Raw genomic sequence first — 23,546 nt, 5'->3', positions numbered from 1 at the left:
GATAGCATTCGTATTCAGAACTTCTTCCATCATGCTTATTACCAAATCAATGAAATTCATTTTGCTGATGGCAATATCGTTAAACAAAATGAGATTCAAGGATTGATTGATGCTCAAAGCGATCGTTCATTAGTAAGAACTATGAGCCTTGTAGATGATTCATCTAATATTTCTGTGAATCAAGAATTACATTCACTCATTAGTGCAATGGCTGCTTTTGACTCAAGTAATAGTTCAAATGATGAATTAGTAGTAGTTGGTGATAATTCACTATCTAGCCCATTATTAAGTACACCATCATATTAATATATAGTATTGTAATATTTAAAGAAGCCCAAGAAATTAGTTCTTGGACTTCTTTTTATTCATAAAAAATAAATTATATTGGCTGATTATGAATCTTTCTTAATAAGATATGCGAATCCCATAGATCAGCTTTCAACATACAGAATACTAAAAAAAGGATAATTGCATATATTATACAAAATAAAATTAGAGATATTGTTTTGAATCCCATAGGATCATTCATAAAGTGAATCAATGAAATACCTATAAGCCCTATAAAACTCAAAGTAAATCCAACAATAAATAGTAGAAATATAGGTTGTTCAATCCACCAAAAGCCTCTAAGTACTATTTTTTGTCTTCGGGCACTAAGATTCCCACTAAAACATAAAGTAATTCTTTCAGATGAAGAAAGATTATATTTTTTACATTGTTCATCAACCCAAATTTGTTCCGATTTGTTACTGAGTATAAATCCGTAATAATGAGCTTTATGTAATACTTTTATGAAATTAGATAAAGAAACAGAACGTTTTATTATCCTATAATGAGCTAGACAATAGAGTGTGATATAAATATATTTATAAATTGCTGATATTCCTTTAGCAATATAATTTACATCCTTCATTTCATAAAAAGATATCCCAAAAAATATGCTGTTATAACGACTGATTGATGAATCAACAGAATGGGGATTAGTAATCATAAATTAACCCTATAAATATATTTTAGATAATATTTGAGATGTGGATAGTTTTTCCTTGGTATTATTTTTAGAGCTAAAATGTATCAATAATGCATTAGCAGCTTTGAGTTTCATCGCTGGCTCTAAATCCTCCCCTATTTTCATTTCCAATAATGTAAGTTCATTGGCCACTCGTTGATATATTTCAGGTGGGTAATCTTTGTGTATTTGCTCTTTGTGAATCGAAAGCATTAAATACATAAGATCAAAACCTAATTTCTCTATAGCAAATAAAAATTTTGTAGATGGCATTGAATGACCATTTTCATATTGACTAATACTTAGCTGCTTGACACCCGATAGCTCAGCTAATTTTTCTTGAGTTAGCATAAGTCTAATGCGTTCTTCTCTTAATCGTTCACCAAAATGAGTTTCCAGTTCAAACATATTTCGCCTCTCATTGCTTGATTTTATATTAACTCATATAATACTATATGAATTAACATGTGTCATTATTGGATAATATAATAAATTTTTGATGAGGTTTTAAGGATGCTTAAATCCATAAATGAAGTAAAAGCAGAGTTTCGTTATCAAGGCATTACTATTGCTCAATGGGCTAGAGAGCATGATTATCCTTATCATACTGTTCAGCACGTATTATCTGGAAAATCTAAGTTTACCCATGGAAAAGCACATGAAATTGCTACTCTATTGGGGCTGAAACTAGGCGTTATTAATGAATAACTCTGAATTAAAATTATAAAGGAGGGTCACAGTTATAGTTATTTAACACAAAATTAATTTACACCACCCTAACGGAAAGAGGATTTATGGCTGTAACCACAAATCCTCTAAGTGAAGCATCATAATATCGCATCATGACCTTCTTATTATCCGAAGATAGGTTAACTTAGTCAAGTTAACCATAGGGTGCTTTATCCATTATATTTTAAGGAAAAGTACTGATGAAATTACCTGTACAAATACAGCGTTCTGTCATACAGCAAATCGCTTCTTCGTCTATTTTAAGTAATCGATATATCGCAGATCTTTATAAGATTAGCCCTACTACTATTTCCAAGCTTAGATTAAAGTTTCAGCAATCAGGAAAAACTTGGGATGAACTTGCACCACTCAGTGATCATGAGTTTAAAGTTCAATTAGGAACTTTTAGACAGTACCGAAGGGAAAATCCTTTAGTTCACCCTGATTACAGTATGATCCATCAAGAGATGAAAATACGTGATATGACACTAAAGCTATTACATTATGAATACTTGGAAGAGATGCAAGATAACATTGAACAAGCAATTAGTTATTCAACTTTTGCACATACCTATCACTCTTGGCTCACAAAACAAAAAATTAGTATGAGACAAGTTCATCGTCCAGGCGAGAAAATGTTCATAGACTTTTGTGGGAAAACAATGCCTGTGAAAGATCCAACTACAGGAGCAATTACTAAGGCACAAATATTTGTAGCTATATTGGGAGCTTCTGGCTATACATTTATTTATGCTGTTCCAAGTCAAAAACAGGTTGATTGGCTAACTTGCCATATTGAGGCTTTTCAATTCTTTGAAGGTGTACCCAAATACCTTGTCCCAGATAATCTAAAATCTGCTGTGATTCATCATAAAAAAGACTCCATTCTGCTTAATCAGAGCTATGCCTGCTTAGCTGAACATTATCAATGTGCAATTTTACCCGCTAGACGCCGAAAGCCTAAAGATAAAAGCTTAGCTGAAATCATGGTACAAATAGTACAGCGCTGGATTTTAGCTGCTTTAAGAAAACAAGAGTTTTTTTCTTTTGAGGAACTCAATCAAGTCTTGAGTCAAAAATTAGAAATATTGAATAATAAGAAAACTAAAAGTTTTCCTCATAGTAGATCTGATAATTTTTTAAATTATGAATCTCAAGCATTAATGTCATTACCAGAGATGCCTTATCAAATGCATCAATGGAAATACAATATTAAAATCCCCTATGATTATCATGTTGAATACGAGAATCATCTTTATTCTGTTCCATATCACTATATTGGGCAATTAGTTAATATTCGAGCGACTCAAACATCGATAGAAATATTATTGGGTAATTACCGTATTGCAACGCACATTAGAAAGTTTGAACATGGAATATCCACACATTTTGAACATCAGCCTTTGAATCATCAATCACAAACACACAATACACTTGAAGCATTATTGGAGTGGTCAAGTTGCTTAGGTAAATTTGGGAAAGAATGGGTGTGTAAAAACTTACAACAGAGAAAAGATTTAGCCAATGGCCTTAAAGCAGTGAGTCAGTTGAGACGTTGGTTGCAAGAGGAACAGCAATATGACTACGTGGAGCCCGCTTGTGAATTTGCGCTGCAATATAACCAATTAGGCTTTCAAAAACTATTGGATGCCATAAAAAATAAAAAAATATCTGAAAAATATTCGAGAACTATCACAACGACTCCAAGCGCTAATGATCATGAAAATCTAAGAGGTTCTGATTATTATAAACTTAAGGAAAACCAATAATGTTAAATCAACAAACACTAGATAAAATGATACAACTCGGTCTCAAAGGTATGGTTACTTCTTATGAAAATCAAATACAACAACCGAATTTTAGAAAGCTAAGTTTTGAAGAGCGCTTAAATATTTTAATTGAAGCGGAGTATTCGACAAGAGATACACGAAAGATTGAACGACTTTTAAAATCAGCAAAACTAAGATATTCAAATGCCTGTTTAGAGGAAGTTATTTATAAAAACCAGAGAAATTTTGACCAATCACAGTTTATGGAATTAGGAGATTGTCATTGGTTAATCAATAAACAAGCGGTATTAATTACAGGTGCAACAGGTGTAGGAAAATCTTGGCTAGCGTGTGCTTTGGGTAATCAAGCCTGTCGAAAACACTTGAATACAATTTACATATCATCCACAGCTTTAATTGAACAGATTCAATTAGCTTTAGAACAAAATACTATGAATAAATTAAGACGATCATTGGTCAATGCCAAGTTATTAATCATAGATGATTTTGGTATTGGGCAAATACCTTCCCACATTGGTAGCTCTATTCTAGAAATCATTGATCAGCAATCCATGAACGGTGGTTTAATGATTACAAGCCAGTTACCTGTTGAGCATTGGTATGATCTTTTTAATAATCCAACCATTGCCGATGCGATTTTAGATAGGATTGTTCATAGGGCTTATAGAATTGAGCTGAAAGGCGAGTCTATGAGAAAAAGAAATATTAAAACAAAATAAAAGCATAATAGTGATCAGTCTGAATTCAAATTAGACTGATCACGTATGTTGCAACGGTGTCCATGATTTGTTGGAATGAGTGTCCATTTTAAAATGCACAGGTGTCCACGTAAGTCGGATTGGGTGTCCATAATTCATTGGAATATGCATTTATTTAAAGGATCTTTAATCAACTGATTTCCAGTATATTCTCCATTAAAATCAATCAATAGAAATTTACTTTTGCCTATTAACTTTGCCTCAAAATTATTAAATAATTCAGAATATAATTTAGTTAATGTGTTTGATTTGCCACTACCAGTATTCCCAAAAATACCGATATGACTATTGAAAATTTTATACCAAGGAAGAGAAATACTTACATCCTCTTTTAACATTTTTCCAATATTAAAAACCCCTGTTTTTTCTTGGCTAAAAATACTAACAACTTGATCTTCACTTAATAAATAAACTTGATCTTTGATCATAGGCATCAACTTAATGCCTTCATTGAATCTATTCTGCTCAAAATAGCCTATTGGCTTTGCATCTACTTTACGAATATATTCTATTTTATTATCATGCTGATCAAAGCGATTTTCATCTAAATACTCACCTTCAATGATGCAAATAATCAGATTAAAACCTCGTTTAATCCCAATATATTCACGAATTGAAACTCCTTTATATTTTTTTCCATCATAATATAAAGTCTCTAAACTAGATTCATCGTAAATACGCAAAGTGATTTGAGTACCTCGAACTGCAATTACTTCACCAATATTAATACTCATTCTACTTCTCTCAATAATTCAGTATTAAATACTTCACGATTAAAATGAGTAAAATCCAAATTTTGATCATCTAATTTTATAAATTTTACATTTTTATAACCACTGAATTTATCAGACATATTTTGATATTCACTATCATTAAAACAGCAAATAAAGACTAGTAATCTTGGATTTGACAATGATCTTTTAATTAAATTCAAAATATGTTCATCAGCAAATGAAAATGCAAAACTAATCAGAACAGAATTTGGTTCTTCTAATTGGTAACTTAATAAACGCAACATTTGATAATAATGCTCTTCAAATACAGTCTCATGAAATTTCCACTTTGTGGGATTAACTATAGGCAATTTATGATATTCATCCCAAAATTTCTGAAAATCCTCATTATCAATAGTTACTTCAAAATTTATAAGATCTTCTGTATTTTTGGTTTCATCATTTAATAATTCACCAAATTGATCTATCAAATCACAGATTTCATCAGACAATTCAACTTTTGGTTTATTTATAGAATAATCTACTTTAATATTATCTTCTTCTTTCGTCCAATATACAGAGCCATGCAAGTTAATAAAATTAATCTGGGGAAGATCTGAACTATTCTTACCAAAAATGCCTGATTGACACATATAATTGTTGAAATTACGTGCAGATAAAGTCCTCGCTAAAAGACCGCTAGCACCATCATTAAAATAAAACTCTACCTTTCCTTCCTTAATTAATTCATCTGCTGAAAATGGAATACAACCATCGTAATTAGTCGTAAATATATTACATCTTCTCTGAAAAGCTTTCTTTTGTTGTAAAACTCTAATAATAGAATCTAAAAATATTTTGTAATTCTCAATTATAGGCTTCTCGCTTGGTTTATTTATACAAGCAGACATATTAAATTTACATGCAGGCTCAATAATCTTTTTATAGTAATACATAAACAGTAATCCATGATGTTTCTTGTTTCCTAGTCGCTCAAATTTTGTTGCTAAAGTCTCAATTGTTTCTAATTTTGAAGCATCATCAGAGTCCTTAACAGCCAACCACAATGTATCAAATAAACCATAGGATGCCCCCGAACCTATTAAAAAATTCAGCTTATGCTGATAAATTTCATTCAATGGAATATTCAACATGTTTGCTATCCTCTTAAAATATTTATAACAATTTTACTTATCCGACCAAACAGCCAATTCATAACCATCCAAATCTTTAAAATGGAAACGTTTGCCACCAGGAAATTCAAAAATATCAGCTGTGATAATTCCGCTTGCATTCTTTACATTATTTAATGTATTTTCTAAATCATGACTAAATAATATAACTAAAGCGCCACCATTAGAATTTACATCATCTGTTTGGAAGAAGCCACCTTTCAAAGCGCCTGAGTTAAACTCGCAATATTGTTCACCATAATCCACAAATTCCCAACCCAAAGCCGAATAAAATGCTTTGCTTTTGGCAATATTTTTCACATTAAATTCGATGTAATTAATTGCGATCACTTCTGTTGTCATATTAAATCTTTCCTTTTATGTAAAAAATGCACATATATATAAGTATTAACATGTGCATTTTAATAATATTAATTATGTATTATGAATTTAAAATTGAAGCCAATTTTGTTAAATCAATATTACCGCCAGAGATAATCACAACTGTTTTCTTCCCTTCGATATATTCAGGGCCAATTTTGCCACTCAAAATCGCCGCTGTAGATAATGCGCCTGCGCCTTCGCTGATGATTTTATTGCGCTGAACCAACGCAATCATACTCTTTTTAATATCTTCTTCGCTTACAGTTACAACTTCTGTCACTAAGCTTTTCGTGATTTTGAACGTCAATTCGCCTGGCGTTGCAACATCACAACCATCTGCGATCGTACTGTTATCACGATGAGTGACAACTTTATCCGCTACCAAAGAAGCTGCCATGCCATGAACATTATCCGCTTGCACGCCAAAAATATTAATATTTGGATTGAATGACTTCAAAGCAACCGCAATGCCTGCGATCAAACCACCGCCACCAATGGGCACAACGATATTATCGACATCCCATAAATCTTCAAGAATCTCTAAGCCAATCGTGCCTTGCCCTGCAATTACTTTCGCATCATCATAAGGATGCACAAAAACACGACCTTCTTCTTTCACAATCTCTTGTGCTTTTTGCATGGTTTCATTGAAGTTTTGACCATACAAAACAACTTCTGCACCATAACCTTTTGTCGCATCAATCTTCGCTTTCGGCGCTGTTTCTGGCATCACGATTTTCGCATTAATGCCGAGCATACTACCTGATAATGCAACACCTTGCGCATGATTCCCCGCAGAACAAGCCACAACACCACGCTGTGCTTCTTCAGCAGTTAATGAACTTAATTTATTAAATGCACCGCGCATTTTGAATGAACCTGTGCGCTGCATATTCTCGAACTTAACATAAATATCACCTTGGCATTTTTCACTGAGATAATTACTGCGCGCAATGCCCGTTTGATACACTTTTCCATTTAAAGCTTTCTGTGCTTCACGAATATCTTTCATTGTTATTGGTAAATTAAATAGATCCATGGCACTTTCCTTTATTGAGTTAATCAAGTATTTGAATTTTAGAAAAACATTATATAGGAGCGATTTAATATAATGAAATAATATGCCTCATCCTCTACTCATTCTGTAAAAACACAACATATCCGCTAAAACCCTGCATTTTTTCAAGATATTCAGGATTTACCCAATCACTTCGCTGAGCAATGCCAACTTTAAATGAGAATGGCATTTTTTCCATATTTTTTAAATAATCCCCATAATTAGGAATCGTATTGCGCTTTTGGTATGTTTGAATCACTAGCTCATCAATCACATCGCCCAATTGCACTAAATTTTCAGGATTAGCATAACGGCTCCAATCCAGTAATCCTGTGATGCTTAACTGATATTCCTCAGGCAACCAAGCCCTTAATTTTTTTAAAAACTGAATATAGCCAGCAAGCTTTTGTGTGGGTACATCATAATCAATTTGTATGCCGATGACATTGCCACCTTTTTTCTTCCACTCGGCTAACTGCCTATCAATCTCCCGATAAATGGATTCATCCCATTCTAAAGTATGATTACGAAACACAAGCCAAAATTGCTGATCAGACACAATCACACCTTGCCCAGATTGCGGTTTAAAATAGCTCTTGCCTTTATAACCATCAATCTGCCCGCGATGTAAATAAACCACTTTCGCATCTTTCAAAATTGGCTGATATTTCGTGCCTGCCCAATACCAAAACTGCTGATATTGGTTCACATCAATATCAGAATAGGATTTAGATAATAAGGTAAATAATATTACCAATAATATTTTTGTTGTTTTGCCCATTGGCTATCACTGTGCTCTCGTTTCAAAGTATCAAACCAATGCTTGCGTTCACTTTTTGGAATCTCTTTATCATCACAACGATTCATTCCACGGTTATAGCAGTTAACTGCATGATATAAAGCCAATGCGCGATCATCCTTATTCGCTTTAGGATTATCAATTACTTTACGATAACTATCATAATTCGTGATTTGCTGTGTTGCCCAATTTGATGGCTTTAAATGCGTGAATTGCTGGCTCCCCATAACAGTGTAAGCAGGCATTCTTTCCACCATAAAGCTATAACACATTTGCGTATGTGAATCGTTAGGATTATTTTCCAGTTTTTGCATCACATCTATTGGTATACCACATTTATATTGGTAAGCATTTTTGATTGGCTGATTAAAGAAATCAAAATGCGCGACATCTTTTACATCTACATTCTTAAATTGGTAGATTAATTTAATATCTGCAAAGAAAGCTATTGGATTAATGGTTTTAACATCTTTAGTCAGCTGAATATACAGCCATTTAGCGCGCGTTTTTTCATCACCAATATAACCATCTTTGATTAAATCAATGACAAAACCACGACTAACATGATCTTCAATCAAGCTGTCTCTTAAAGCAGGATTTTGCACAATGGAATTAGCTGTAAAAGCAAGATCAACTCTATCTGCAAGCACATAATTATCAGCAATACCTACTTCGATCAACTCACGTTGCAATGGTGTATTTGTGCGCTTGTACAATTCCTGCCAAATAGTTTCAGCAGCGCTCCAACGTTTCTGTGCTTCAAAAGCTTGTGCACGTAGAATTTGTTCGCTTAATTCAAAAGTTGTGAGAGTTTGCTTGCTTTCATCCAATACAGGCAATAATTCCACCACTTTTTTAGGCTGAGGATCAATTTCAGAATAATAAGTGGCAACTAAATATTGATACAATCTTGGCTCATCTTTGAAGTAAGGTTGATATTGCCCAATCAAATCTTCAAAGCTGTAGTTCGCTGATGGATCATAAGTATAATAACGCAGAGATTGCAAAATTCTAACCGCAAGCAATTTAGGGTTCTCAACTTTCACTGACTTATTTTCATAAGGATCAACGACTTTTCGTTCCACTTCTAGCAAGAAAGTTAATAAATTCTGCTGATAACGTTGATCTTTTTTCACAAATTGTGAAGGTGCTTGATACCAGCGCTCTAATTCACGTACAACTTCAGCATCATTACCTGCCAACCAATTTAAACGTCTCAATAAACCTTGTGCTGAGCTGTAATATAAGCCATTAGGATATTGATCCATATATGTTTTAAACTCTGCTCGAGATTGATTAATCAATGCTTTGCCTACTTCATTATCAGAGATCGTGCCTTCCCATTCATCCACCAATTGCTCTTGTGCCTCTTTCAAAGACAATCTTGCTTGCAAATATACGCTCGTTTCTTTTAACCAAGCATTGTCACTTTGCAATAGTGGCTGTGAAGCTTCTCGTGCCAAGTCATATTGAGCGGTTATGAAATATAGTGCCACTTCAAGGTAGCGATAGAAATCACGGCTCACAGTGTCTGATAGATCAAAGCTATCTTCATTCACTGTGTATTTTTCTTTTTCTAGGAATAATTGATAGCGCGCATATGATAATGCGTACTTTTGATCAGCTGGCATTGAACTTTTTTCAACGGCATTAATATAATCTAGCACTGCATCCATTTCTGACATGGAACAGTAATATTCGCAGATTAATTCTGTTTCTGGGCTGATTGACCAAATACCTATTTCTCGTAATGCTTCTTCGTTCTTTTTCCAATAGGAATAATAATCTTGATGTAATTTTTTAACAGTCGCGACTAATTCAGGTGATCTTTCTGCCGTTAAATCATAGTTAGATTGCACAAATGATGAAACATGCACAGGTAAATTGAGAACTTTTTTCTGGCTTTCTTCATCCCAACCTGTTTCCTTAATTGCCATCAAAAGCTGATCTTCCACCACATTATCATTCAACTGAAGAATCACGTTGACGCGCGTATCGTTATAAGGCGTTAAATAAGGGAGATTGCTACTGATTTCAGAATGGCCGAATATAATTGAGTTGTTATATGATGGCTCTCCACCACCTGCACTTGCAAATTGTAATGCGAGGAGATTCAGCAAGGATAATGATTGAATGATGCGCTTGTTCATCAGACAGATTCCTAAATATTTTTATTATATATTATTTTTAAATATTTATTATGAAATCACTGCCACCCGAGGAGATAGATGGCGCCTTTGCTTGAGGTGAAATGCCATCTATTCCTCGGTGACCGTATTAACTTTTAATTAGTGTTTAAAATGACGCTTCTTAGTAAACACCATTGTGATGCCGTATTTGTTCGCAACATCGATTGAATCTTGATCCTTGATAGAACCACCAGGTTGGATGATCGCTTTAATACCTGCTTTCGCTGCCAATTCCAAAGTATCAGCCATTGGGAAGAATGCATCTGATGCCATTACATTGCCTTCAACTTTAGCGCCTGCTTGTTCTAATGCGATGCGAGCTGCACCCACACGATTCATTTGACCTGCGCCAATCCCCAAAGTTTGCCCTTCTTTAGCAACAACGATTGCGTTAGATTTAACATGCTTCACAACTTTCCATGCAAATACTAAAGCTTCTTTCTCTTCTTCAGTTGGTGCACGCTCTGTCACTACATCAAAGTCAGCAAAGTTGATTTCGCCACGATCTTTAGTTTGTAGCAATAAACCACCATTCACAGCTGTTGTTGTGTAAGCGTTATCAAATTCAGATTGAATTGCAGGATTAGCCAACAAACGAATATTTTTCTTAGCTTCTAAAATTGCGCGAGCTTCTTCTGTGAAATCAGGTGCAATGATCACTTCTAAGAAAATTTTACCCATTTCTTCAGCTGTTTTAGCATCCACTGTTTGATTCGTTGCGATGATACCGCCAAAAATTGAAGTCGGATCAGCTTCAAAAGCTTTTGTCCAAGCTTGGAACAAGTCTTTACCTGTACCAACACCACAAGGGTTCATGTGCTTAACCGCAACAACTGCAGGCTCACTGTATTCCAACATGATGTTCACAGCAGCATTCGTATCTTGAATGTTGTTATAAGACAACTCTTTGCCATGCAACTGCTGAGCAAATGCCAACGCATTGCTTTCTGCTAAAGGCGTACGGTAGAACGCTGCATCTTGATGTGGATTTTCGCCGTAACGCAATGGTTGTTGTTTTTCAAACGTCAATGTTAATTTATCGGGGAACACATCACCCAATGTACGCGCAAAGTAATCTGCAATCAAAGCGTCATAAGCGGCTGTTGTTTGGAATACTTTCAACGCTAAACGTTTACGAGTTTCCAATGTTGTATCACCATTGTTTTTGATCTCTTCGATCACAACATTGTAATCTAAAGGATCAGTCACAACTGTTACAAATGCATGGTTTTTCGCAGCTGAACGCAGCATTGAAGGACCACCGATGTCGATGTTTTCAATCGCATCTTGGTACGTTACACCAGGTTTTGAGATTGTTTCTTTGAATGGATACAAGTTAACACATACTAAATCGATGTATTCAATGTCGTTGTCTTGCATTGCTTTTGTATGATCCGCATCGCCACGAATTGACAATAAACCACCGTGAACTTTAGGATGCAAAGTTTTCACACGGCCATCCATCATTTCTGGAAACTCAGTGATTTCAGAGATATCTTTAACTGGAATACCCGCATCAAAAATCGTTTTCTTTGTACCACCTGTAGAAATCAATTCATAGCCTAAATCAGCCAATAATGTTGCAAATTCTACGATTCCTGCTTTATCGCTCACACTCAATAATGCACGCTTTTTAGACACGGTTACTTCTCCTTGTTAAATAAGTTTTCTAAAGTTGCTGGATATAAACGATGTTCGATGGCGTGGATCATCATTTCCACTTCATCCAACGATTCATCTCCAGTTAATTTGATTGATTTCTGAGCAATGATCGTACCTGTATCCATGCCTTCATCCACATAGTGAATGGAAACGCCGATCTCTTTTTCCCCTGCACGGTACGCTTGCCCAATCGCATCCTTGCCTTTATATGCTGGCAATAATGATGGATGGATATTGATGATACGGTTTGGATAAGCATGCAACAACTCTTCGCCCACCAAACGCATGAATCCTGCCAAAATTACCCACTCAACATTCAATGATTGCATTTTTTCCACCAAGACTTTTTCATAAGCCGCTTTCGACTCGAAATCTTTAGGATTAAATACTAATGTTTCTAAACCTTTCCGTTCTGCTTTCGGGATAATGCCTGCATTTTGTTTATCGCACACAACGAGCGCAACTTCTGCCTGCAAATTACCGTTATGAATCCACTTCATAATGGCTTCGAAATTGGTACCACTCCCTGAACCAAAAACTGCAATTTTTGTCATTGGAAATCCATGATTAATCATTATCAATATTAATCTTGCGCCTTTTTAGGCACAAGATAGAACCTAAAAATCAAAACCCCAAACTTTTCATTTGGGGCTTATCTTTATTTAAAGGTAATTTCACCAGAATCTGTTACTTTACCGATGATCTGTGCATCGCTGTTATGTGCCAACACAGTGTCCACATCACCTTTATCCACGATCAGCATGAAACCAATGCCCATGTTAAATACGCTGTACATTTCCTCTTCTGGAATATTTGCTGTATTTTGCATGAATGGGAAAATCGCAGGCATTGTCCAACTGCCTTTTACGAATTCTGCACCCAAGCCTTCAGGCAATGCACGTGGAACGTTTTCATAGAAACCGCCACCTGTAATGTGCACCATCGCATGAACATTCACTGCTTTCAATAAATCTAATACAGGACGAACGTATAACATTGTTGGCGTTAACAATACTTCACCCAATGGGCGATCAAAACCTTCGTATGTTTCAGCCAATGATAAACCATGGTTCTTAATGATGTGACGAACCAATGAGAAACCATTACTGTGAACACCGCTGGATGGTAAGCCAATCACAACATCACCAACTTTTACATTCTCTTTTGTGATGCGTTTATCTTTTTCAACAACACCCACAGCAAAGCCCGCGATATCATATTCGCCATCTTGGTAGAAACCTGGCATTTCAGCAGTTTCACCGCCCAATAATGTTGCATTCGATTGACGGCAACCTTCCGCAACACCTGCAACAATCGCTTCGATTTGTGCAGGATTATTTGCACCACATGCGATGTAATCTAAGAAGAACAAAGGCTCAGCACCTTGCGTTAAGATATCATTCACACACATTGCAACGGCATCGATACCGATTGTGTCATGAATATCCAATTCAAACGCTAATTTTAATTTAGTACCAACGCCATCTGTGCCTGATACTAAAACTGGCTTTTGATAACCCAATTCAGATAAATCAAATGCGCCGCCAAAATCACCAAACAAGTTCATAGCACCAAAACGCATTGTGCTCATGACATGTTTCTTAATGCGCTCAACGGATTCATAACCTGCTTCTAAATTTACGCCTGCTTCTTTATACGCATTACTCATTTATACTGCCTCATCAAACTTAATATTGGTGGGATATTTGTTGGTAAAGCAACCCATACACAATCCACAGTTTGCACCGCGTGATCCTTCATGTTCAGTTGCTTTGATTAGTCCTGCTGGACTTAAGAATGCTAATGAATCCACATCAATGTACTCACGCATTTCTTCATTTGTTTCATGATGCTGTGCCAACAATTCACGAGGATCTGTTGCATCCACACCATAATAACAAGGATATTTAAATTCAGGTGAAGCTACACGCATGTGAACTTCTTTTGCACCTGCTGTACGCAATAATGCCACAATGTGCTTACTCGTTGTACCACGCACGATTGAGTCATCAATCAAAATGATGCGCTTGCCCTTCACAATACTTGTAATGGCAGAAAGCTTCATGCGAACACCGCGCTCACGCAATTCTTGTGTTGGCTGAATGAATGTACGACCAATGTAACGGTTTTTAATTAAACCCATTTCATTCGGTAAACCTGATGCTTCAGCATAACCAATGGCTGCTGAAATACTTGAATCTGGCACACCAATCACGATATCAGCATCCACATGCGCTTCTTTATACAATTCAATGCCACTGCGCTTACGAACAGCGTGAACATTTTTGCCTTCCAAATCACTGTCAGGACGAGAAAAGTAAACATATTCCATAGAACATAATGCATGCGTGCATTTTGTTTCTAGGAAAGTAGAGATCACTTCGCCATTTTGAATTGTAATGATTTCACCAGGCTCAACATCACGGATAAACTCAGCACCCACAATGTCAAATGCACACGTTTCTGATGCAAATACATAACCGCCTGTGCTTAATTTACCCATAGATAATGGGCGAATACCGTTTGGATCACGTGCTACATACAAGCCTGTGTTATGCAATAACACATAGCTGTAAGCGCCTTCGATCTCTAATAAGCTCTTTTTCAAACGCTCTAAGAATGTGCCTTGGCAACGGCGAATCAAATGGCCTAATAACTCAGTTTCACCATGTGTATGGAATACACTGCCATTCTTTTCTAAACGAATTTTAAGCTCTGTTGCATTCGTTAATGCGCCATTGAATGCGATACCGATAGATTCATCTGTCGTTGCAACAACAATTGGATGCGCATTCAAAACACCACGGCTACTATTTGTCGGATAACGAACATGACCAATGGATGTATCACCCACTAAGCTCTGTAATTTTTTAGGATCAGCAAATACTTCTGTCAAAAGGCCTTCGCCTTTGATGCAGTTGATTTTCTGATCTTCTGTAAGCACTGCAATGCCCACACTTTCTTGCCCGCGGTGCTGCAATGCATGAAGACCATAATAAGTCATCGTTGCAGCTTCGCGATTTCCCTGCACCGCGAAGACGCCACACTCTTCGTGTAATTCTTTGATATTCATAATTATGTGCGATCCTTGAGGCGACGATGAATCTCTTCATACGCTTCAATCACACCGCCCATATCTTGGCGGAAACGATCTTTGTCTAATTTCTCACCTGTTTTGCTGTCCCATAAACGGCAAGTATCTGGACTGATTTCATCTGCCAATACGATTGTGCCATCTTTCATGCGACCAAATTCAATTTTGAAATCCACTAAATCAATGCCAACTTCCAACCATAATGCTTTCAAGTAATCGTTGATTTTACGCATTTCGCCACGAATGAAATCTAATTCTTCATGTGTTGCTAAGCCTAATGCAACAGCGTGATCATCATTGATTAATGGATCATTGAAAGAGTCTTCTTTGTAGCAAAATTCTAAAATTGGTGGGTTCAACTTTTTGCCTTCTTCCAAACCAATGCGCTTAACCAAAGAACCTGCTGCAATATTACGCACGATCGCTTCTAACAAAATGATGTCAACTTTATGACACAATTGTTCGCGCTCATTCACTGATTTAATTAAATGTGTTTTGATGTCATTTTTCATTAAATCTATGTAGATCATGCGAGAAATTTCAGAATTCAAACGCCCTTTATCTTCAAACTGAGCTTTCTTAGCGCCATTACCCGCTGTTGCATCATCTTTATAATAGATGATAACTTCATCTGGATTTGCTGTTGAATAGATTTGTTTAGCCTTACCTTCGTACAACAATTCTTGTTTCATTTACTGCTCCTGAGTAAAAATAGCGTGAGAAAAATCTGTCATTCCATCATTATTTGTGAATGTGACATGCCCAACTTTACGGTTAAATTTATTCTCTTTTTTACCATAAAGATGAAGATGTGCATCCGCTGATAAAGATGGTAAGTATTTAAATAATGGCTCAATGTGCTGACCCAATAAATTATACATGGTTGTGGTTTGTTTGAGTGTTGTATTACCTAATGGTAATCCACATACTGCACGAATGGCTTGTTCAAACTGGCTCGTTGTGCAGCCTTCCATTGTATAGTGGCCTGAATTATGTGGGCGCGGTGCTAATTCATTCACATAAATTTCATCGCCTTTCACAAAAACTTCCATGGCTAAAATGCCCACAACATTATATTTTTCCATTAAGTCTTTGAGCATACCATGCAAACGTTCGCATAATTTAGGATCTTCATCCATGTGTGCAGTTGAAATATGCAAAATATTATTAATGTGCTGATTACGTGCAACTGGGAATGTTCTAAATTCGCCATTCTGCCCACGAACACCAATGATGGACGCTTCAAAATCATAATCCACAAATGCTTCAGCAATGACAGAACAATCCATCAAAGCAGATAATTTGCTTGGCAAATCTTCTTGGCTACGAATCACAGCTTGCCCTTTACCATCGTAACCACCTTCCGATGTTTTCACTACGAAAGGAAAGCCTAGTTCTTTAGGTAATTCTAACCATTCATCGCCTAAATTATCCACCATCACAATGGGTGGCACAGGTAAACCTGCATTCACAATGTGCTCTTTTTCGCGCATACGATTCTGCGTCATCCACAATGGAAACTCACCTTGTGGGATGTTTTGATATTTTTCTGATAATTGTTTAACAATCTCTGCATTAATATTTTCAAATTCGTATGTGACAACATCACACTTAGCAACAAACTGACTGAGTGCTTCATAATCATCAAATTGGCCAATCGTATAGTGATTCGCAACAGAAAATGCAGGTGCAGTTAAAGATGGATCATAGACTGATGTTAAGTAGCCCATTCGGTTGGCTGCTTCTATAAGCATCTTACCTAACTGACCGCCTCCTATAACGCCGATTTTTTGTGTAGGTAAAATGCTTCTCATCATTTATTCTCCAATATTCAATTTTTGTTGAAGTACAGAGTCACGCTGATCATCTCTATACTTTTGCAAACGATCCTGCAATGCTGGATCTGTAATAGATAATATCTGAGCTGCCAATAAGCCCGCATTTTTAGCTCCTGCTGTGCCAATTGCAACAGTTGCAACAGGAATACCACCTGGCATCTGGGCAATGGATAATAAGGAATCCATGCCTTTCAGAGCTTTACTTTCAACAGGAACACCAATCACTGGCAATGTTGTCAAAGCTGCAACCATACCTGGTAAATGCGCAGCACCACCAGCGCCAGCAATGATAACGGAGAAACCATTATCAATGGCTGAGCCTGCAAACTCATACATTAGATGTGGGGTACGATGTGCGGATACTACTTGCACGTGGTGAGGGATATTAAATTCGACTAAAATGTCGATCGCAAACTGCATCGTTGGTAGATCACTTTGACTACCCATAATTACGGCAACTTTTGGATTTTTCATCTCACTAACTTCAAAAAAGCAAGTTCATCGGAGCGCAGGATTATAAGGGCTAAAACTTCAGCTGTAAACATTTATTTTCAGTAAAATTCAAAAATGTCAAGTTATCTTTACATAAAGATTTCATATAAACGTTTTTAATTGGGTGCTTCATAATATTCAATATAGCGTTTAACGATCGCTTGTTCTTTGCGATTCATACTTTTTCGATAAACCCAATTGCCTTTTTCATCATCTGCTAAGGGCTAAAACTTCAGCTGTAAACATTTATTTTCAGTAAAATTCAAAAATGTCAAGTTATCTTTACATAAAGATTTCATATAAACGTTTTTAATTGGGTGCTTCATAATATTCAATATAGCGTTTAACGATCGCTTGTTCTTTGCGATTCATACTTTTTCGATAAACCCAATTGCCTTTTTCATCATCTGCTAAGGGCTAAAACTTCAGCTGTAAACATTTATTTTCAGTAAAATTCAAAAATGTCAAGTTATCTTTACATAAAGATTTCATATAAACGTTTTTAATTGGGTGCTTCATAATATTCAATATAGCGTTTAACGATCGCTTGTTCTTTGCGATTCATACTTTTTCGATAAACCCAATTGCCTTTTTCATCATCTGCTAAGGGCTAAAACTTCAGCTGTAAACATTTATTTTCAGTAAAATTCAAAAATGTCAAGTTATCTTTACATAAAGATTTCATATAAACGTTTTTAATTGGGTGCTTCATAATATTCAATATAGCGTTTAACGATCGCTTGTTCTTTGCGATTCATACTTTTTCGATAAACCCAATTGCCTTTTTCATCATCTGCTAACGTCACAATGGCTGTCACATTTTTATCCAAAATAGCCACTTTATAATCCGCAAAGAAATCAAAATAAACGAACTCTGTTGAATATTTCTTACTCTGTTCATCCAATGAAAACACCCGTGACAGTTGCGTGATATGCCCTTGATCATCCAATAATCTATGGCTAATGGCTGTTTTATCAATGGCTTGATACATTAAAGGTGATGTCCATTTTTCAATGGTTGTATCCATCTTATGCCAGTTCTTCAACAACTCTTGGCGATTCAATTCAGCAAAAGAAGTGAGTACTGTTCTTTGATTACCCTGATAAGGCTGAAAATAGACAAAAATCTTTCTATGTACTGTATCGCCATATTTTAGCGTTACAACGGTGGATTCTTTAAAGCCTTTTTGATTATATTTAGTAACAGATAGCGTTCGCATTAAACCTGTATCAGTCATTTCTGTAATGCATTTAACAGGTTGGCTGACTTCATCCACGAACCAGTCATTTTTCACCAATTCGCCTGAGCTAGCAATATTCAGTAACCCCATGGCAATTAAGGTTATGATTATTTTTTTCATGATTCGCTACCTCTAAACTATTATCAAAAATTATCTAATTATTTATGGATAATTGTAACATTTTTGACCAAATACTATTTAAAGATAAAGAAATTAACAATCATAAAAACAATATTTCAATAAGTTATAAATATTTTACGAATCAAATTTTGATCCTCATCAAACATGATATATCTAAATAACTTTAGCTTTTCTTCTTATCATCACAGTCAAGAAAAATCCCAGATAACTATTTAATAAATATTGAAATATAATGAATATTAATCTATTTTTTGCCGAACAACCTACCATTAAAATTTTCAATCTCTTTGGTTTGTAATCGCTTGATCATTGTTGCTGTCCAACTTGCAGATAACCCAGCAGCGGATAGCAAGCGCTTCGTATCGGCTTCATGATAATCTTGATGAAATGCAATCATAACTGTTTCAGCAATGGAAACATCACTGCCACGATTCAATAAAATTAAAGGATCATTCGTACTCACTGTGCCTGCTCGAATCACACGATACAACCAACCAATTTTGCCACTTTTTTGCATCACTAAAGCAAAATCATCCTGTTGTGTTAAGCCACTTAATTTAAAACATGGCGAACGTGGTTGAGTTACTTGGATGATTGCGGTTCCCCATTGATAAACATCACCAATATGCACATTCTCTTCTGTCATACCCATCGTAGAAATATTCTCGCCGAATGCTGATGCTCGAAAAAGTGACTTTAATTCAGGATATTGCGTTTGCCACAATTCATAATGCTCACGAGGATAATGGCACAAAGCACGATCAGGCCCGCCATGCACTCGCTGATCTGCTTGTTTATCTCCCATTAAGCCTAAATTCGTTAACTCAATAGAACCTGTAACAGCCTTTTTCTCCATGGCTGTTTCACCACAATAATCAGTAGAAATCTTAGGACCAATGAATACAAGTGGCAAATATGACATGAGATTATCCTCAACAGAGAAATGATGGCTGATAAACTGCATACAATATCACAATTTAGTCAACCTCAACTCCGCAACATAATAAGTTAATGGCAAGCTATTTTCATCTTGGTATATGGCATATGCATCTGCTAATTTCCGCAATTGAGCTTTGCCCATCAAACCTTTTTTCCGCTGTGGTAAAGCTGTTGCACCAATATTTTGCAAGCTTTTTAACAATGAAAATATATCTTTAAACACCAACTCTTTGGCATAACAACGACAAACAATATGATCAATACTTGGATTCAATTCTAATTTTGCTAAATGGCGCTCTAGCATTTCACCTGATATAAAATCCATCACATGCTGTTCATCATCTACGGTTTGCCATGCTTTTTTTAATTCCCATAATGATGGCTGAATCAGCGTAGAAAAATATAGCTGCCCACCTGATTTTAATACCCTTAATTGCTCAAGTATTGCCATTTCCAACGAATGGCACCATTGCATTGCTAAATTGCTCACAACACAATCAAATGATTCATCAGCAAATGGTAATGCTTCGATATCACCTTGTACATAATCATGCGCTGACTGATGAATTTCAGCTTGGCTCAGCATATTCTCCGATAAATCTAACGCCGTCAGGTGATATTGGCTGTTTTGTTGCAATCGCTGAGAAACATAACCTGTGCCACAACCTGCATCCAAAATTTTCCCTAATGTAATATTCTGCAAAACTTGCTGGATTAAGCTATCGGCAACTTCTCGTTGTAAGGATGCTTGCTGGTCATAGGTTTGTACTGCTCGATTGAATGCGATTGCAATCTCTTTTTTATCCACCAAACGCATGACGTAAAGCTCCTATAACATGATCAATATTCTCTTGTGTATGATTGGTATTCAATGTCATACGAATGCGTGCGCTATTGGCTAGCACAGTTGGCGGGCGAATTGCCATCGCCCAAATATTATGTTCTTTCAACACTTGGGAAACACGTAAACTCTCTTCATTACTACCTATGATGATTGGCTGAATTGGGCTATTGGATTGATTTTCAATGCCTAATATTTTTAATTCCGTTTTAAAATATAGAATCAAATCCTGTAAATATTGTCGTTGTTCATCTGCTTTTTGCACGATTTCTATGGATTTTAATAAAGTATAAGCTTGAGCAGGTGGAATGGCTGTACTGTAAATCAAAGCACGTGATTGCTGTACCAAATATTCAGCAACTAGATCCGAACATAAAATCGCTGCGCCTTTCACGCCCAAAGCTTTGCCAAATGTCACGATCAAAATATCAGGATGAATGCCATATTGATCACATGTTCCTTTGCCTTCTTTGCCATGAATGCCAATGCCGTGAGCATCATCCACCATTAGCCAATTGTTCTGATTGCGTTGAGTGCTTATTTGGATATCCTGTAACGGTGCTTCATCACCATCCATGCTGAATACACCTTCGGTAATCGTTAACACTGCTTTATCATGTTCAATTTTACTCAATAAACGCTTCAGTGAATCCAAATCATTATGGGCAAAGCGTTTAAAACTTCCTTCCGAATTCATCGCGGCTTCCACCAATGATGCATGGCTCAATTTATCAGCAATGATCCAATCATCCTTTTCAATCAATAGTTGAATCAATGCCTGATTCGCTGAGAATCCTGAAGAATACACAATAGCCCTTTCATAACCGAGCCACTTCACCAATTGATTTTCTAATTGCTGTAATGGCTCATAATAACCTGTGACATGACTTGATCCACCACTGCCTACGCCATATAATTCAGCGCCTTTTTGCCATGCTTGAATTAATTCTGGTGAGCGAGCTAATCCCAAATAATCATTGGATGCAAAATTTAAACAATGATCATTCTGCTCTGCCACTTGCCTGACTCGATAACCTTGAGTTCTTTTTCGCTCTTCTAAAGCATGCAAAATACGTGCTTGCCATACATTCATAAGTTCCCCAAACCTTTTCCGATGAATGAAAAGCCATCATCATAGGTGAATTTCAGCTATTATGTAAACTATATATTTAATTAAAAGTTAACATAAGGTTTTTTTATTCAATGAAAATAATCATATTTATGCATGGTATCTTGGGCGATGAAAGAACATGGCCGCCAGCATTTCAATATTTACCAGCTGATATCAATGCCATAAGCTATCGCATGCTAGGTTTTGGTGAAAATGGGCAAAATATTCCTACTGAAGAATTCAATACAGCAATTCATGCACAGGAATTAATTCAATTCTGCGAATCCTTGAAGCAAGAAAAAGTATCAATTGTGGCTTGGTCATACAGCTGTCATGTTGCTTTATTAGCAGTATTGCAAGCCCCTGAATTATTTGAAACCATTTATCTCTATGATTGTATTGTGCCAAGCTATGGTTTAGAAAATGATGCAGAATCCTTCAAATTATTCAGCAAAGATCTCAATAAAATGATGTCACCTGTGATTAAAGCACTGAGAACTCAAGAAGATGATCTCATTATTAATGCCTTTGTTTTAGCTTGTAGTGAGCTGAAGATCGCTTTATCTGACCAAGATTCTAGTATTCAAGCGATTAAAAGAACTAATGCTCACACAGTTTCTCGATTACTCACACAATCAGAGCCAAGCAAAATAACACCTGAAATGTTAGAAAAATTGGCTGTACCTTGTGGCATTTATTGGGGAGAAAATTCCCGCGCAATTTTCACATTGGCTTCACAGGCGCTTTACAAGCATTTACCCGAAAAATTTTGCTTAAATAATTCTGGTGCCATTCCAAATGCTGATCATCTTTTACCTGAAGAATCACCTAACCTATTCATACAGCATGTTTTAAATAACTAATTAGACAGATTGATAAAATATTCTTGCGAATATAAAAAATTGACTTATAAATCAGTTAAAATATATTAGTAACAAAGAACAAACTGTCTTAACTAAAGGATAATATATGGCATATGATATAGGTGAATGTAATGAAATGATCAAAGCAAGCTTTCCTGATCGCCGCTTGCACATCAGTATTGGTCGTTCTGTTCGCATTTATAGCCTTGTATGCTTGGCTGCAATCGCTGTCAGCATCTTGGGCATTTTTCTGTTCAGTGGCGCACTGACAATCAAATTTTTAGCGCTAGGAGTTTTAGCCATTGGCTTCTTAATTGTATTTGCACTCTTTAATCTTAAAAAACTCAAATATCTTTATTCATTAAAAGATAAAAAAGTTATGCCGGTTTTAGTGCCAGTACAAAATATTTATGCAGCTAAAAGCTTACGTGGTTCAGCAACAACCAAAGTTTCTTATCGTTGGCCAATTGGCACGAATCAAGTTGTTACAGCTGAGTTTTCTAGCCAATCTGGCCCGATCATCATCAATTCAGATGATCAAAACAAACAATACGCTTTAGCATTGGTTGTGGACAAAAAAGATAAAGGTGAATTCGTTCCATATTTGATGGATAGAAAATTATCTCGTTGTACGTTAACACATGCAGAACGCCGTAACATTTTGCGTACTGTGCGTAAAATCAACAAAGCAGTTTAATGCTTGTGATTTTCACATCCACTCAAG

The 23,546-nt window shown here is 36.0% G+C and carries 25 protein-coding genes; 6 read left to right on the top strand and 19 right to left on the bottom strand.

Annotation, left to right across the window (positions count from 1 at the left end):
- Nucleotides 1–306 (top strand): calcium-binding protein (locus BZK16_RS11790; RefSeq protein WP_143691176.1); only part of this gene is annotated, 306 nt, incomplete at its 5' end.
- A 73-nt stretch (nt 307–379) separates the two neighbouring features.
- Here the strand turns inward: BZK16_RS11790 and BZK16_RS11785 are convergent.
- Both BZK16_RS11785 and BZK16_RS11780 read right to left on the bottom strand, forming a co-directional pair.
- Nucleotides 380–991, bottom strand: coding sequence for a hypothetical protein (locus tag BZK16_RS11785; RefSeq protein WP_077929098.1), 612 nt, complete (start codon nt 989–991; stop codon nt 380–382).
- A 9-nt stretch (nt 992–1,000) separates the two neighbouring features.
- A complete protein-coding gene (locus tag BZK16_RS11780) occupies nt 1,001–1,417 on the bottom strand; it encodes a helix-turn-helix domain-containing protein (RefSeq protein WP_077929097.1) in 417 nt (138 codons plus the stop codon).
- A gap of 105 nt (nt 1,418–1,522) precedes the next feature.
- Between BZK16_RS11780 and BZK16_RS11775 the strand changes: the two genes are divergently transcribed.
- The 3 genes from BZK16_RS11775 to istB all read left to right on the top strand — a co-directional run bounded on the left by BZK16_RS11775 (nt 1,523) and on the right by istB (nt 4,247).
- Nucleotides 1,523–1,717 (top strand): DNA-binding protein, encoded by a 195-nt coding sequence (locus BZK16_RS11775; RefSeq protein ID WP_077929096.1) that lies wholly within the window; start codon nt 1,523–1,525, stop codon nt 1,715–1,717.
- 221 nt (nt 1,718–1,938) lie between these two features.
- Entirely contained in the window at nt 1,939–3,507 is a 1,569-nt protein-coding gene (istA, locus tag BZK16_RS11770) for an IS21 family transposase (RefSeq protein WP_077929095.1), read from the top strand.
- Complete coding sequence (gene istB, locus BZK16_RS11765) at nt 3,507–4,247, top strand: IS21-like element helper ATPase IstB (RefSeq protein ID WP_077929094.1); 741 nt, start codon at nt 3,507–3,509, stop codon at nt 4,245–4,247. The genes istA and istB overlap by 1 nt, the downstream gene beginning before the upstream one ends.
- Before the next feature lie 134 nt (nt 4,248–4,381).
- On the opposite strand, the gene BZK16_RS11760 is transcribed toward istB, so the two are convergent.
- The 17 genes from BZK16_RS11760 to BZK16_RS11680 form a co-directional block, all read right to left on the bottom strand.
- Nucleotides 4,382–5,020, bottom strand: a complete 639-nt coding sequence (locus BZK16_RS11760; protein ID WP_077929093.1) for a helicase HerA domain-containing protein — start codon at nt 5,018–5,020, stop codon at nt 4,382–4,384.
- The gene (locus BZK16_RS11755; protein WP_077929092.1) at nt 5,017–6,153 is read right to left on the bottom strand and encodes a hypothetical protein; all 1,137 of its coding nucleotides are present in this window, start codon (nt 6,151–6,153) and stop codon (nt 5,017–5,019) included. Before BZK16_RS11755 ends, BZK16_RS11760 begins: the two co-directional genes overlap by 4 nt.
- Before the next feature lie 33 nt (nt 6,154–6,186).
- The gene (locus BZK16_RS11750; RefSeq protein WP_077929091.1) at nt 6,187–6,534 is read right to left on the bottom strand and encodes a VOC family protein; all 348 of its coding nucleotides are present in this window, start codon (nt 6,532–6,534) and stop codon (nt 6,187–6,189) included.
- Between the two features lie 79 nt (nt 6,535–6,613).
- Nucleotides 6,614–7,594: a bifunctional threonine ammonia-lyase/L-serine ammonia-lyase TdcB gene (tdcB, locus tag BZK16_RS11745; RefSeq protein ID WP_077929090.1), complete on the bottom strand. Its 981-nt coding sequence runs from the start codon at nt 7,592–7,594 to the stop codon at nt 6,614–6,616.
- Nucleotides 7,595–7,688: 94 nt separating this feature from the next.
- Nucleotides 7,689–8,393 (bottom strand): DUF3142 domain-containing protein, encoded by a 705-nt coding sequence (locus tag BZK16_RS11740; RefSeq protein ID WP_077929089.1) that lies wholly within the window; start codon nt 8,391–8,393, stop codon nt 7,689–7,691.
- A complete protein-coding gene (locus tag BZK16_RS11735) occupies nt 8,363–10,561 on the bottom strand; it encodes a hypothetical protein (RefSeq protein WP_077929088.1) in 2,199 nt (732 codons plus the stop codon). Before BZK16_RS11735 ends, BZK16_RS11740 begins: the two co-directional genes overlap by 31 nt.
- A 138-nt stretch (nt 10,562–10,699) precedes the next feature.
- Complete coding sequence (gene purH / locus BZK16_RS11730) at nt 10,700–12,241, bottom strand: bifunctional phosphoribosylaminoimidazolecarboxamide formyltransferase/IMP cyclohydrolase (RefSeq protein WP_077929087.1); 1,542 nt, start codon at nt 12,239–12,241, stop codon at nt 10,700–10,702.
- 2 nt (nt 12,242–12,243) lie between these two features.
- On the bottom strand, nt 12,244–12,816 hold the full coding sequence (gene purN / locus BZK16_RS11725) for a phosphoribosylglycinamide formyltransferase (protein ID WP_077929086.1): 573 nt from the start codon (nt 12,814–12,816) through the stop codon (nt 12,244–12,246).
- Between the two features lie 104 nt (nt 12,817–12,920).
- Complete coding sequence (purM, locus tag BZK16_RS11720; protein WP_077929085.1) at nt 12,921–13,931, bottom strand: phosphoribosylformylglycinamidine cyclo-ligase; 1,011 nt, start codon at nt 13,929–13,931, stop codon at nt 12,921–12,923.
- On the bottom strand, nt 13,932–15,335 hold the full coding sequence (gene purF / locus BZK16_RS11715; RefSeq protein ID WP_077929084.1) for an amidophosphoribosyltransferase: 1,404 nt from the start codon (nt 15,333–15,335) through the stop codon (nt 13,932–13,934).
- 2 nt (nt 15,336–15,337) lie between these two features.
- Nucleotides 15,338–16,048: a phosphoribosylaminoimidazolesuccinocarboxamide synthase gene (gene purC, locus BZK16_RS11710; RefSeq protein ID WP_077929083.1), complete on the bottom strand. Its 711-nt coding sequence runs from the start codon at nt 16,046–16,048 to the stop codon at nt 15,338–15,340.
- The gene (purK, locus tag BZK16_RS11705) at nt 16,049–17,173 is read right to left on the bottom strand and encodes a 5-(carboxyamino)imidazole ribonucleotide synthase (RefSeq protein ID WP_077929082.1); all 1,125 of its coding nucleotides are present in this window, start codon (nt 17,171–17,173) and stop codon (nt 16,049–16,051) included.
- Nucleotides 17,174–17,668 (bottom strand): 5-(carboxyamino)imidazole ribonucleotide mutase, encoded by a 495-nt coding sequence (gene purE, locus BZK16_RS11700; RefSeq protein ID WP_077925347.1) that lies wholly within the window; start codon nt 17,666–17,668, stop codon nt 17,174–17,176.
- A gap of 713 nt (nt 17,669–18,381) precedes the next feature.
- The gene (locus BZK16_RS11695; protein ID WP_077929081.1) at nt 18,382–19,047 is read right to left on the bottom strand and encodes a hypothetical protein; all 666 of its coding nucleotides are present in this window, start codon (nt 19,045–19,047) and stop codon (nt 18,382–18,384) included.
- 265 nt (nt 19,048–19,312) lie between these two features.
- A complete protein-coding gene (gene yiiM / locus BZK16_RS11690) occupies nt 19,313–19,990 on the bottom strand; it encodes a 6-hydroxyaminopurine reductase (RefSeq protein ID WP_077929080.1) in 678 nt (225 codons plus the stop codon).
- A 48-nt stretch (nt 19,991–20,038) separates the two neighbouring features.
- Nucleotides 20,039–20,824 (bottom strand): malonyl-ACP O-methyltransferase BioC, encoded by a 786-nt coding sequence (bioC, locus tag BZK16_RS11685; protein WP_077929079.1) that lies wholly within the window; start codon nt 20,822–20,824, stop codon nt 20,039–20,041.
- Nucleotides 20,808–21,941: an 8-amino-7-oxononanoate synthase gene (locus tag BZK16_RS11680; protein WP_077929078.1), complete on the bottom strand. Its 1,134-nt coding sequence runs from the start codon at nt 21,939–21,941 to the stop codon at nt 20,808–20,810. Before BZK16_RS11680 ends, bioC begins: the two co-directional genes overlap by 17 nt.
- Nucleotides 21,942–22,051: 110 nt before the next feature.
- Here BZK16_RS11680 and BZK16_RS11675 point away from each other — a divergent pair, with 110 nt between their 5' ends.
- Nucleotides 22,052–22,822, top strand: a complete 771-nt coding sequence (locus tag BZK16_RS11675) for an alpha/beta fold hydrolase (protein ID WP_077929077.1) — start codon at nt 22,052–22,054, stop codon at nt 22,820–22,822.
- Nucleotides 22,823–22,928: 106 nt separating this feature from the next.
- Nucleotides 22,929–23,519 (top strand): hypothetical protein, encoded by a 591-nt coding sequence (locus tag BZK16_RS11670; protein ID WP_077929076.1) that lies wholly within the window; start codon nt 22,929–22,931, stop codon nt 23,517–23,519.
- Nucleotides 23,520–23,546 lie beyond the last annotated feature (27 nt).

The sequence above is a fragment of the Wohlfahrtiimonas populi genome, from assembly GCF_002006795.1.
Lineage (GTDB): Bacteria > Pseudomonadota > Gammaproteobacteria > Cardiobacteriales > Wohlfahrtiimonadaceae > Wohlfahrtiimonas > Wohlfahrtiimonas populi.
Note: the sequence above shows the minus strand (reverse complement) of the source record. Positions and strands in the feature narration are given on the sequence as shown.